The 12,141-nt window shown below is 42.6% G+C and carries 17 protein-coding genes and 1 tRNA gene; 12 read left to right on the forward strand and 6 right to left on the reverse strand.

What is annotated here, in order from left to right:
• Positions 1 to 24: 24 nt before the first annotated feature.
• The 5 genes from AC23P2_RS13630 to AC23P2_RS13650 all read right to left on the reverse strand — a co-directional run bounded on the left by AC23P2_RS13630 (position 25) and on the right by AC23P2_RS13650 (position 3,139).
• The gene (locus AC23P2_RS13630) at positions 25 to 1,488 is read right to left on the reverse strand and encodes a hypothetical protein (RefSeq protein ID WP_487773709.1); all 1,464 of its coding nucleotides are present in this window, start codon (positions 1,486 to 1,488) and stop codon (positions 25 to 27) included.
• A gap of 133 nt (positions 1,489 to 1,621) precedes the next feature.
• Positions 1,622 to 1,693, reverse strand: a tRNA-Met gene (locus tag AC23P2_RS13635).
• A 124-nt stretch (positions 1,694 to 1,817) separates the two neighbouring features.
• Entirely contained in the window at positions 1,818 to 2,096 is a 279-nt protein-coding gene (locus AC23P2_RS13640; protein ID WP_487773710.1) for a hypothetical protein, read from the reverse strand.
• Between the two features lie 37 nt (positions 2,097 to 2,133).
• Positions 2,134 to 2,391 carry a hypothetical protein gene (locus AC23P2_RS13645; protein ID WP_487773711.1) on the reverse strand — a complete coding sequence of 86 codons (258 nt, stop codon included), beginning with the start codon at positions 2,389 to 2,391 and terminating at the stop codon, positions 2,134 to 2,136.
• Between the two features lie 493 nt (positions 2,392 to 2,884).
• On the reverse strand, positions 2,885 to 3,139 hold the full coding sequence (locus tag AC23P2_RS13650) for a hypothetical protein (protein ID WP_487773712.1): 255 nt from the start codon (positions 3,137 to 3,139) through the stop codon (positions 2,885 to 2,887).
• Positions 3,140 to 3,361: 222 nt separating this feature from the next.
• Here AC23P2_RS13650 and AC23P2_RS13655 point away from each other — a divergent pair, with 222 nt between their 5' ends.
• From AC23P2_RS13655 to AC23P2_RS13710, 12 genes are all read left to right on the forward strand, one after another.
• Positions 3,362 to 4,132 carry an HIRAN domain-containing protein gene (locus tag AC23P2_RS13655; protein ID WP_487773713.1) on the forward strand — a complete coding sequence of 257 codons (771 nt, stop codon included), beginning with the start codon at positions 3,362 to 3,364 and terminating at the stop codon, positions 4,130 to 4,132.
• An 89-nt stretch (positions 4,133 to 4,221) separates the two neighbouring features.
• Positions 4,222 to 4,803, forward strand: coding sequence for a hypothetical protein (locus AC23P2_RS13660; protein WP_487773714.1), 582 nt, complete (start codon positions 4,222 to 4,224; stop codon positions 4,801 to 4,803).
• 47 nt (positions 4,804 to 4,850) lie between these two features.
• The gene (locus AC23P2_RS13665; RefSeq protein ID WP_487773715.1) at positions 4,851 to 5,330 is read left to right on the forward strand and encodes a helix-turn-helix domain-containing protein; all 480 of its coding nucleotides are present in this window, start codon (positions 4,851 to 4,853) and stop codon (positions 5,328 to 5,330) included.
• Between the two features lie 216 nt (positions 5,331 to 5,546).
• Positions 5,547 to 5,819 carry a hypothetical protein gene (locus AC23P2_RS13670; RefSeq protein WP_472487699.1) on the forward strand — a complete coding sequence of 91 codons (273 nt, stop codon included), beginning with the start codon at positions 5,547 to 5,549 and terminating at the stop codon, positions 5,817 to 5,819.
• Positions 5,816 to 6,079 (forward strand): Txe/YoeB family addiction module toxin, encoded by a 264-nt coding sequence (locus AC23P2_RS13675; RefSeq protein ID WP_487773716.1) that lies wholly within the window; start codon positions 5,816 to 5,818, stop codon positions 6,077 to 6,079. Before AC23P2_RS13670 ends, AC23P2_RS13675 begins: the two co-directional genes overlap by 4 nt.
• 135 nt (positions 6,080 to 6,214) lie before the next feature.
• The gene (locus AC23P2_RS13680; protein ID WP_487773717.1) at positions 6,215 to 6,772 is read left to right on the forward strand and encodes a hypothetical protein; all 558 of its coding nucleotides are present in this window, start codon (positions 6,215 to 6,217) and stop codon (positions 6,770 to 6,772) included.
• A 132-nt stretch (positions 6,773 to 6,904) separates the two neighbouring features.
• Entirely contained in the window at positions 6,905 to 8,143 is a 1,239-nt protein-coding gene (locus tag AC23P2_RS13685) for a chorismate-binding protein (protein WP_487773718.1), read from the forward strand.
• A gap of 91 nt (positions 8,144 to 8,234) precedes the next feature.
• Positions 8,235 to 10,223, forward strand: coding sequence for a (E)-4-hydroxy-3-methylbut-2-enyl-diphosphate synthase (gene ispG, locus AC23P2_RS13690; protein ID WP_487773719.1), 1,989 nt, complete (start codon positions 8,235 to 8,237; stop codon positions 10,221 to 10,223).
• 12 nt (positions 10,224 to 10,235) lie between these two features.
• Entirely contained in the window at positions 10,236 to 10,424 is a 189-nt protein-coding gene (locus AC23P2_RS13695; RefSeq protein WP_028523084.1) for a DUF6728 family protein, read from the forward strand.
• A 7-nt stretch (positions 10,425 to 10,431) separates the two neighbouring features.
• Positions 10,432 to 10,782 (forward strand): MmcQ/YjbR family DNA-binding protein, encoded by a 351-nt coding sequence (locus AC23P2_RS13700; protein WP_487773720.1) that lies wholly within the window; start codon positions 10,432 to 10,434, stop codon positions 10,780 to 10,782.
• A 1-nt stretch (position 10,783) separates the two neighbouring features.
• On the forward strand, positions 10,784 to 11,341 hold the full coding sequence (locus tag AC23P2_RS13705; protein ID WP_487773721.1) for a DinB family protein: 558 nt from the start codon (positions 10,784 to 10,786) through the stop codon (positions 11,339 to 11,341).
• Between the two features lie 263 nt (positions 11,342 to 11,604).
• Complete coding sequence (locus AC23P2_RS13710) at positions 11,605 to 11,784, forward strand: histone H1 (RefSeq protein WP_122931480.1); 180 nt, start codon at positions 11,605 to 11,607, stop codon at positions 11,782 to 11,784.
• A gap of 53 nt (positions 11,785 to 11,837) precedes the next feature.
• On the opposite strand, the gene AC23P2_RS13715 is transcribed toward AC23P2_RS13710, so the two are convergent.
• Entirely contained in the window at positions 11,838 to 12,137 is a 300-nt protein-coding gene (locus AC23P2_RS13715; protein ID WP_487773722.1) for an SCP2 sterol-binding domain-containing protein, read from the reverse strand.
• Positions 12,138 to 12,141: the final 4 nt, after the last annotated feature.

Here is a 12,141-nt window from a genome sequence, read left to right on the forward strand (position 1 = left end):
TGTTTAGGTGAATAAATTGGTTTGCTATGAGTAATATCCGTCGTCGTAAGTCATCCAGTCTTCGACATTGACGACGATTTGACCTTTTGCCATTTGGCGTTGGCGTTTCGGCTTAAAATAGACAGGTGGTTGAAAGTCGTTGGCTTGCTGTTCTAAGAATTGAGTCATAAATCTTGCCTCCCATTTCTTGCCCAAACCATTGAATATGAGTCGGTAATAGTTCCATATCCCTGTGAGGTCTTTACCAAGTAGCTCTTTACGAAGGGGTTGTTCGGCCCTGAACATTTCAAAATCGCGCCGAGCTTGACGCAGAAGGCTTTCGCCGCGTTTTTGTTTTTTCTCACGCTCTTCCTCATAAGCTCGTTTGCGCTTGGTGGCTAGGGCTTCGTCTTTTTGAAGCCAAGCTTCTATACCTGCAAAGCCACGGGTATTTTCGGCGTCAAAATATCCACGACCTTTGACATGAACAGCGTAAGGATCAGGTAAGTAAGCATCGGGATGGTAATCGTAGTAACGAGCGGCACGGTCGAGTTTTTCTAGCTGACGGGCTTGAAAAGTAGCCCATTGTTCGGCAGTTCTTTCGGTATCGAATTTTTGATAAACGTCTGAATAGATGGCGATTAGTGCCGCTTCCTGCTGTTGCTTGGTAAAATCGCGGCTTGAATAGAGCACTTTCCAAGCGTAGAGCCAAAATTGCATGAGCATATCGGCGAAATATTTCTCTAAGCGCGGCGGTAACTGCGGGAGCTTTTCCTTTACGCGGTCGGCACGTAGTTGGCGAATCTCCTCGCTAGAGCCTTCAAATTCATCGGCAGGCCCCGCGCCGCCCCCCAGCCCCCTTCTCTCTGTGAAGGGCTCAGAAGCCTCTCTCTCGGGCTTTGTGGTGGCTGTCCGACCCCTCTCTCCGTCGATGTTCTCTCCGTATCCACAATTTAACATTTCCGCTCTACCTTTTTCGTTTTCTTCTGACTCTACGTAGATATTACTAGGCGGAAAAGTTTTCATGTTGCTAAGTGAAGGTGCTGATTTTGAGCGTGTTCGCAAATTCGACGATTCGGCTTCTTCCCAAAGGATTTCTGAACTTATCCACAATTCAAAATCGTGCGAACGGCCTCGGAATTTGGTCTGTATGAGCTTAAAAGCCGTCAAAGTACGTATGTGGTTTCTGATGGTTCGGTCGGTACAGTCGCACATTTCAGCGAGGCGGACGTTGTTTGTTAGGAGGCTTGGGAGCGTTGTCGCTTTTTCAGGTGCCGACAGCGCGATTTCGTTGTAAGCCTTTACGTACTCCTGTAGAATAACGTAAAATGTAGTCTTTATTTGCTCTGGTAAAAGGCCACAACGTCGTTCATAGGAGATTTCGCGTTGGGTCCCATCGGGGCCTTTTACTTTACGCGTGTGCGTCTGTAATAGGCACGAATCGTTGTGAGAACGATACCGTGTAAGAAACCTTACAAAAGCGTCTGAATTGTCGATTTTTCGATACATTTTTAACCTCACCCCCTTCCCCTCTCCTTTTTGGAGAGGGGGGATTGGTGTTTTTATGTGAAAAAATACCCCTTTCCCCACGGCGGGCGTTACTCCGCCGTAGGTACTTAGGCTTGTAGGCTGTCCTACCCTGAAGTGGTGACTGGACTCGAACCAGTGGTCTCAGATAATGAGTCTGCGGGATGACCATCTTCCCCACACCACTTTCCCTTTACTCTCGCTTTGGGCGTTTTTGCTGGACACTCTTACCAACAAGCTGTTGGCAGAGTAGTGATTGTTTCCTAAACTAATCGTTCATAACCCTTCACCTAAAAGTGTCCAGCAGGTAATTATTTGTTGTGGCGTTTCAGGCATCGGCTTTGGCCGTGGCCTTGAAATGCTTTTGGATTATCGAAAGTTCTTCCACAGCCTTGGCAGATGTATTTTTGTTCTGCCACTATCTCTGCCGATACTTCAGCTACTACCAGAGCTGGCGCAAATTTCTCGTGGTAAAAATCTGCCAAAAACGTTCCCAATGCTACTCCTGCCAAACTAAGCTGTGTTTCGATGTTCCTCATGTTGCACCGAGCCAAGTGCTCATCAGTAGGTGCATTGTAGATTTCATTCATCAGCTTTGTCGCTTTTTCGAGACGATTTGCTGTGGCCTTACTTGGTGTGTATTGGAGGCACATTGTTAGTATCGTTAAGTTGTGTTAAATACTCTACTGCCTTCATGGCATTCACTAACTTAGTATAGCTGGTGATATGCCCATGTCCAAAAATCGAAATATCCCACAGTACGCCATTGTCTTTGACTTCGCCCAGTGCTAAGCGTATTATTTTTGCGACTCCGTCGAGACGTGGCTCTTCTACTATGTCCACATAGTCGAAATGCGTATTTGATTGTTGAATCCAAGCTTTCATTTTTCTGTACTAGTTTCAGTTGACAAAAAAAGCCCCAGAGACGCTTCATACCCCTCCGTGAACGTCGTATTTCTATCCTTTCCGTTCTGTCACAGGTCACATTAGCTATCCTGTCGCTGGTCTCTGAGAGGACTTACCCAAATTGGGGCCTCCTTCGGGCTTTCTCACTCTTCGTCTTTGCCCAAAAGGGCATTTGTATATAGCAGGGTAGATTGTGGGTTCCAGTAACTCATTATTTATATTATGTAGGGTAAAATGGTAGCACTTTCTAGGGATTCAATCGCTTTCGTAACTGAGTAATATCGTCGTTTATTGAGCGCAGCGTCATCACACCAACACCCGTAAGAAGGCAGGCTATAACATACAGGAGTATCATTTTACGTTTTTGTTGAGTTTACGAATCAGCCACATGACTACCAAAGTAGGTGGCACGAAAATGATGGCGAAAAACAGGACGGCTTCGAGCCAAAATCGCGCTTCTTGTGGCATGGTTTTAGGCGGTTTGGTTATACTCTGAAAGCTCAGGCAGGGTATTGGATGTAAAATGCCAGTCCTCGAAGGGGAAGTACTCTTTGATGATAGGCATCAGCCCAGCGCGCATTTTGGAGATATTGTAGTCTTCGTGCATTCCTGGGCCGCGACGGTAATACTGGTATAAACCAGCCTTGACAAGCGCCACTTCAAACTCGTTGAAACGAGCGGGGTTGTGCCTTGCAAGGTGACGAGCGTGTTCTTTTAGTGAGGCCATTGAGTTAACGGTATTGGTTTTTACACTTTTTGATACAATATTTGTATCAGATTGTGTTACAATAATAATAGATAATTCTATAAAAAATAGAATTATGTGTAAATATTTTTTTTAAAAAATCTGTTTTGTTCTGAAAATCAAATAGTTGAGCTTTTTTTGCAAAGCAATAGATTAACGATATCTGGTTTAGCGAATAAAACATTTTACTATAAATTAAACATTATGAAAAGAAAAAGAGACCATAAGGGTCGGTTTGTGAAGACAAAATTTGAATGGGGGTGTAGTGGGAAAGCCCTAAAATTTATACTGGCAATTGTGGCGGGTATAGGTGTGCTTGGGTCATTGCCAGAAATATTTACCAAAGGGATGTTTTTTATAGGAGTTATTACATTTTCAATATGGGCCTTAGTTCTTTGGTGGGCTGTTGGTAAGCCAAAATTTTGGCAAAAGAAATCTAACGAACCAATCAATAACCTATCTACTCAACCAATTCAAGAATCTAAAATAGATGAGCAATCAATTACTGGCACAATGCAATGGGTCTATCAACGTCAGTTTGAAAGATTGAAGCTAAAAATTGATGCAGGGCTTCCAATAAGTCTAAGTGAGTATGAAATAAAGAACCTGAAACCATTCTTTGATACTCACTACCCAAATCAGACCATAAATATCATTGACCCAGTTATCATAAAGACAACCGTAGCAGGTCTTCAATACCATGATGCCAAGAAAAAAGCGGTGAAAGATATGCTAAAAGAACCTTGGGGGGAACTGCTTGATTTAGAACGTGAGCCACTTAATCCACATGGAGCTACAGCGACAAAAATTCTTTGGAACAATCATTTTTTAGGATATGTCCCAAGTGAATACTCAAAAGAAGTATCTGAGGCTATGGACTCAGGGAAAAATGTATCGGCGTCAATAGATGATTATGACGCAAACGACATTCACTATAATCGACTAAAAATTGAAATCAGGATTGATAATGCTTAATCATAATAAAATATCTGCCTGAATTATGTATAGCAAGAAAATTGGGAAAGCATTATTGCTATGTGGCTACTTTAAAAAAATAGAGATATATGGCATTTGAATATATCAAAGATGTTACTACTGTTGATGATATTATTGAGCATATTCTAATGCGCCTTAATACTGATTTTGAAGGTGGCTGCTTACAAGTACCTGACTTTTGTTACATCGAAGAAAAACATTATTACGACCCAACGATGGAAATGCTAGTTCGTGATAAGATGTATAAACATGGGGTAGCAAAAAGATGCCAAGGTCGTGGGCAGTCTGAAAAAGCCATCGCTCTAACTCCTAAAGGAGTAGAAGTTTTCAGAAGGGGAGGCTGGAAAAAATACCTTAATGAAAATCAAAACTCCAAATCTGAGGTAAAAAATCAAGATTTGCCTTTGCGCCATCTCTCCCGATTCCAAAAGACCGCAAACCAATATCCAAAAGTAGAACAAAGAAGTGAGTATAAAATAAAACCTAAACTCATAAAACAACAGTTAAAAGGTGGATGGAAGTGGTTTCGAGAATTCTCAGACCATGAAGTAATAGGAAATATTGTCAATTGGCTTTTAGCCTTTTTATGCCTCTATATCCTGTCTCAATTTCCTTCTATTAAGTCTTTTATAAATAGGATAACAGAATAACCTTTTTCATTTTGACATACACACTACAACGTAAAACTACGAAAAATATGAAAGAAACGGCGAGTAATGAAATAGGCTCACGGATAAAAGAGCTGATTTTCAAAATGAATCTAAATCAGACTTCTTTTGCCAAGTCGGTGGGTGTTTCTCAGAATGCTATATTTAATACTGTAACAGGAAACACAACACCTAGACTTGCATTACTAGATTCAATTCTAAAGGTTTACCCTCAAGTAAATCGTGAATGGCTTTTAGAGGGTAAAGGTGAAATGTTTGTGGATGTTGCCCCTGCCCCGATAGAAGTTAAAGCAGATACCTATCTTCAGGAATATCTACGGCTATTGGAGGAGAAGTTTGAGAAGCTTCTCCTCCAAAAAGATAGCGTCATATCTGACCAACGGTATATGATTGAGATGTTGAAAGGGCAACTGGGAAAGTATAAGTGTGCCATCGCGACTGGCGTTAAACGCGAGCATCCTGCTACGGCAGAGCTTCGTGAAGAAAAAGTTTTGGCTCCAGCAGCCTAGCTTTTTTTTCGCCCATTCGGGCTAAACGTCGGTGGCACACTGTTAAGCTAAGAGCTTAACACAGTCATTAAGAGGCATTTGGGGTAGGGTGTTCAATTCCCGCCGACTCCACAAAAGCCGCTAAATCATTGCAATGGCAAACCATTTTGATTTAGCGGTTTTTTTAATAGACTGTTAATGTAGTTGATTCTATGGTTTGATTAAAATTGATTTCGTATGGAAGCGACTTATCATTTAGACGAAAGCGAATTAGACTATAAGTTTTTTAAATCTATCAAAGCTGCCTTTAAAGGAAAGCGACTTACGTTAAATTTAAAAGCTGAATCGTTGAGTAAAATGACCGAAACTGAATTTGAGAAAAAGATTCAAGAGCGTCAAAATAGTTCCATATCGTATCTATTTGAAGGAGATAGTTTTGATGATATAGCAAGTAAACTTCTCAAAGAAGAGCCTACTGATATAGAAAAATATAAGAAGGTTAAAGAATGAGAAGTGTTGAATTCAAACAAGAGTCATTTGAAGAATTATCTCATTGGGTAGTCCAAGACCGTAAAGCCTACCAACGTATTGTGAGGCTGATTAATGAAGTAAGGCGTACACCTTTTGAGGGGATAGGAAAACCAGAACCTTTACGAGGTAATTTAAGTGGTTGTTGGTCACGTAGAATCGACGACGGAAACCGAATGGTATATGAAGTAACCGCTGATAAAATTGTGATTCTGTCGTTGAGGGGACATTATGATGATTAGCTATTAACACGCACCAAAGTTCAAAACTAAGCGTGCACAAGGCGTAATGTCTTCTTGTTCTGGATGCAAACTCGACTCCGCCGACTCCACAAAGTGTTTTTTATGACTGACCTGCCCCCAAAATGGTAGGTCTTTTTGCTTCTAAGCCACTACCCTTACCTATACGACTATTTGTTATGCGTTGAAGTCGCCTTTTTTAAGGATTCTAGTTCCACCATTACGTTTCTATATTATATAGTAGTCAACAGTGTACTCAACCGCGAACCTTGGGCTTATTTGGAAGAGTATTGCCGAAATGTGGTCAAAACGGGTTACAAGGCAGTGATTATCGCGGGTATTGTGGTTTTTTATCCTGAACAGGGGTCAATAACCACAAATTCGACGGTCATTGCGGCTAATTTCCCCAATACAAACGAAGCAAATCAAGATGTCAGCTGGTTAAAATACGTCACTACCATCAAGGACATTGAGTCGTCAGTCACGGGGGTAGATTTCCTAAGTAGCCTTCCTATGCCCTTGCAGATTGTGCTAAAAAACAAAAAGTTTGATGTTGCAAACGCAGGTTTTGACGTGGAAGCGACCGTTAGAACTTACAACGGAAAGCCCTTGCTGGTGGGGCCGAGGGGAGGCTGCTATTACATCAACTCAAATGGCAATAAAACGTACGTAGATCGGTCTTTTTGTGGTAATTAGTGAAAGATGTCCCCAAACTTCGCCACAAAAAGTGCCCTTTTGTCGAACAAATTGTGCTCCTTTGCACTTTTATAAGTAAATGTTTTTGCCCAAAATAAGGCACACTTTTACTTTAAAAAGTGTTAGGTGAGTATGATGTCAGACAAACTAAAAACAACAGGGGCTTTTTCCCTTTTTGATCACAGCTTACATCCACTTTCTGCGTGGCAAAGTACCCGAGAATTGGGGTTTGCGGCGGCGCTGTGGCGGCTTCCACACCAGAAAGACAAGCACCTCATTGTTAATTTTGGGTCAGAGCTCCCGCGCACGCGGATAACGCTCGATGAACTTCCCGCAGGCTTTGCAATAAGTCCGTTCCTGAACATGGAAGGGGATGATGCTTTTTTCATTGAAGCCGATTTATACTTTCGTTTTGACGAATATGGTTCAGTGGCATCTGAACAAGAAAGTGCCCATTTACTGGCTCCAAATCGTGAAAAGTGGTACAATTATTATCGAAATCGTATAACGAACACGCCTTCATTGGGCATAAATTCTGAAGATACGCGTCAGTCGGAATTACCAGATACAGCTTACTTGGATGCCATTAAAAAAGCAGTCGAGGCCATCGAAGCAGGGCAATTCAAAAAAGTAGTTTTTTCACGGATAAAACAGGTTGAATTGGCGGCTGATTTTTCACTAACGGAAGTCTTTGAACGCCTGTGCGAGAAGTATCCAACTGCTTTTGTGTCAATGGTGTATTTGCCGCAACTCGACCAAGTTTGGTTAGGAGCCACGCCTGAAACGTTGGTGAGTGTCGATAAAGAAGGCATTTTTCGGACGATATCGTTGGCGGGTACGCAGTCGGCGTTTGATGCTTCGGGAGCGCCGATTTCTGTCAAAAAAGCAGCTTGGACCCAGAAAGAAATTGAAGAACAAGCCTTGGTGGGGCGATACATTATTTCGTGTTTCAAAAAAATTCGGGTTCGTGAATACTTGGAGGAAGGACCCAAGACGGTTGTCGCAGGAAATTTGATGCACCTTCGCAGTGATTTTGTAGTGGATACCAAAGCCATTAATTTCCCCGAACTAGGAACGGTGATGTTGGAGCTTCTACACCCAACTTCGGCCGTATGTGGAATGCCCAGAATAGAAGCGCTCTCTTTTATCCAACAATATGAAGGCTACGACCGCGAGTTTTACAGTGGCTATTTGGGCCCCGTAAACGTCGGTAACGAAACGCATCTTTTTGTGAATTTACGTTGTATGAAAATCCAAAACAACGTGGCGACGCTTTACGCAGGCGGCGGAATCACAGAAGATTCGGAGCCTGAAAAGGAATGGCAAGAAACCGAAATGAAATGCCAAACCATGCTTTCGGTGTTGGGATAAAAACAATCCCTGCTTCTTTGGGGTTTTATCAGTAATTTTGTCGCGTTAAACGGGTGAGGCTTATCGCTCACTGCAAAATGTACTCTTGCTTATGACAATCATCAACGACACCGTATCGCTTCAAGACGCGATTAAGTCGTATCAATATGCTAACTCGTTGACCGAGTATTCTCGCCGTAAAACCATCACCGTCAATATTGGGGGGGTGCCCATGGGCTCTGACTACCCAATTCGGGTTCAGTCCATGACTACTGTCGATACCATGAACACCGAAGGCTCGATTGAGCAGGTGATTCGGATGGTAGAGTCGGGTTGTGAGTATGTCCGTATCACTGCTCCGAGTGTAAAAGAAGCCCAAAACTTAGAAAATATTCGTAAAGGTTTGCGCGCGCGGGGCTACGACGTGCCACTCGTTGCCGATATTCACTTTACGCCCAATGCCGCCGAACTAGCGGCGCGGATTGTTGAAAAAGTGCGCATCAATCCAGGAAATTATGCCGATAAAAAACGCTTTGAAATCATCGACTATACCGAAGATGAATACCAGCGTGAACTTGAGCGTATTCGTGAAAAATTTATACCATTAATAAATATTTGTAAAGAGTACGGGACGGCCATGCGGATTGGAACCAACCACGGTTCGTTGTCTGATCGTATCATGAGCCGCTACGGAGATTCACCGTTGGGAATGGTGGAGTCGGCGTTAGAATTTTTACGCATTTGTGAAGAGTTTAATTACGACCAAGTGGTGCTTTCGATGAAGTCGAGTAATCCGCTGGTGATGGTTGAAGCGTATCGGTTACTTGTACACCGACTTGATGTCGAAGGTTTAAAACCGTATCCGTTACATTTGGGTGTGACTGAAGCAGGTGAAGGCGAAGATGGTCGTATAAAATCAGCCGTTGGTATTGGTACGTTGCTTGAAGATGGGCTAGGAGATACCGTGCGGGTGTCGCTGACTGAAGACCCAGAGTTTGAAGCCCCTGTGGCAAAATCGCTCATTGACCGATATACGCAACGGGCGCAAGTAAGCAAACCAATCGCGCCTTTGGCAGTTTCACCCATCAATCCTTTTCAATACAGCCGCCGCAAAACGCAGGAAGTCTATAATTTCGGGGGCGGAAACGTGCCACGGGTGATTGCAGATTTTTCACAAATTGCGGTTGAACAATATGAAGACTTGCGCAGCATTGGTCATTTTTACTTGCCCGTTCCCGATAAGTGGAAAATGAATGACCTTGGCGCTGATTTTATCTACTCAGGAGTGCGTCCTGTGCCGTTTATGTTGCCCATGGGATTGAAAGAAATCATGGATTACGAAACGTGGAAAACCCAGTCCGACCGCGAACATAAGTTCCCTTTGTTTACGCTTGATGAGTTTATTGTTGCCGAAGAACAAAGTTCTATCTTGAATTTTGTGAAGGTGGATACAAGTACGCCATTGTCAGCCGAAACGCTTGGAAATGCGCCAGTTGTTTTGGTACTAGAAAGTCAAAATGCGCACGCTATGCCCGAAATGCGTCGCTTTATGATTGATTTAATGGATAAGAACTTGACTATTCCTGTCATTATCCAACGGACTTATTCAGGAAACGATTTTGACGAACTTTCGCTTTTTGCCGCTACTGATTGTGGAGGATTGTTGGTGGACGGAATCGGGGACGGAATCATGCTCAGTGCCGTACAAACGGATTTGGCACTAGCAAAACAACAAAACAGCATTGGCTTTGGCATTCTTCAAGCGGCCCGTACTCGGATGTCAAAAACGGAATACATTTCGTGTCCGTCGTGCGGACGAACGCTGTTTGATTTGCAAGAAACAACGGCCATGATTCGCAAACGTACCGATCACCTCAAAGGAGTAAAAATTGGTATCATGGGCTGTATCGTCAATGGCCCAGGAGAAATGGCCGATGCTGATTATGGATATGTAGGTATTGGAAAAGATAAAATTGCCTTGTACCGTGGACAACAAGTAGTCAAGAAATCGGTATCTGCGGCGGCAGCAGTCGATGAATTGATTAATTTAATCAAAGAAGACGCCAAATGGTTTGAACCCGAAGCGTTGGAGTTAACTTAATACAGTACTGAAATGAAAAAAATTGTTGAATTTTTGCAGTTGGGAGAAGTATTCGGATACTTTCTGCGGGTATTTCAAAAACCAGACCCATCAAAGCCCACTACGGCTTCCCTCCGCGTGATGCACGGTATCAATCGTATTTCCATCGTCATGTTCTTGTTATGTCTTGGCGTGATGTTGTATCGCTTTTTTACAAGATAGTTTAGGAATGAACATTGAGACCTTACAAGCGTATTGTTTATCGAAAGCTGGCGTGACAGAAGAGTTCCCGTTTGGAGAAGAAACGCTGGTTTATAAAGTAGTGGGAAAAATATTTGCACTCAGCTCGCTTGATTCAAGCCCTTTGAGCATCAATCTTAAATGTGATCCCGAACGCGCCCTTCAGCTTCGTGAAGAGTACGATTGTGTGCGTCCAGGTTTTCACATGAATAAAAAACACTGGAATACCGTGGTTGTGGATGGCTCGGTCAAAGATACCCTCATCCGCGATTGGATTGATCATTCATACGAACTCGTAGTGGCGTCGTTGCCCAAAAAAACGCGTGAACAATTGAGCTAAAATGAACATTGCGGAGACAAGACAACAACTTTTGAAGGATATCCAGCATATTCGTCAAACCGTTGAGCAAGATTTTAAAACGCTTTCAGAGGCGCAACTGCTCTGGAAACCCGCTCCCGAGCGTTGGGGAATTTTGGAATGTTTGGTGCATCTCAATGCGGCCAGCCAATATTATACAAACCAATTGAAACTAAAGTTTTCACAATCACCTATCCGCTCTACTGCTACGGACTTTGAAATGAGTTTCAACGGCAAAATGATGCTTGGTTTTGTGGATCCTGCTTCCCCGCGAAAAATTCCTTCACCTGCGATGTTCAAACCAAAACCGTATCATTTGGATGCGCCAAAAGTTTTGGAAAGGTACTTTATGATTCTACAGGATTTAGAAAATAGCATTGAAAGCTCCGAAGGTGTCGATTGGAATCAAAAAATTATTTCTCCTTTTACAACTTTGCTCAAGTTTCGCCTGGGTGATGTTTTTCTGTTTGTGGTGGCACACCACCAACGTCACCTCAACCAAGCAATGCGGGTAAAACAAGAATCATCCTTCCCACGTTAATTTCAGAAATGTGCCTTTTTGAGCGAATTAGGGCGTTTTTGATGAAAAAGGTTTAAAATTAAGTAAATCCATGATATTGTGTAACTTGTTGTTATTGAGGTGATTATGTGTATTGCACTTTTTTGTGACTAAGAAATTGCATTATTTTTATTAGTTTTTTCATTTTTTCTGTTGCGTTTCAGGTTAGAATTACTAAATTTCGGCCAAAACACGCTGTTTTAGGCGTTTAGGACACTTTATAAAACCAAAAACCGTAAATTATTATGGCAAGATTTGATGAAGTCAAGAATCTCGTGTTAAGCCTTGAAGCTGACTTTGATAAATTCTACAGCAAGGGAAACCAGGCAGCTGGAACACGCGTCCGTAAAGGAATGCAGGAGTTGAAGAATTTGGCCCAAACAATACGTTCGGAAGTACAGAGTAGCAAGAATGACAAAGAGTAGTTTTATTCAAACTTAAAAAAGCGGGCTTGGCATACCAAGCCCGCTTTTTTAGTTTAGCTACCGAAAGTTTGTGCAATTTTCATTGCTACGGCCATATCACCTTTAATTTTGAACTTACCCATCATGTAACCCATCATTGGATTAAGGTCGCCATTAATAAGGTCCAAAGCATTTTTAGTAGTGATTTCCATAGCACAGTCGGTTTCTAAGTCTTCGTTTGAGACGATGTTCGGAACTTGCTTGGTGTCAACAAAGACAACACCTTCATCTGTGACGAATTTGAAGCTCGCGCCAAGGCCACTGTCGGTGCCAACCAGTGTTTTTACTTTCTCAGTAAGCGTTTGTAAGCTCATAAAA

The organism is Runella sp. R0.1_18 (assembly GCF_057652155.1).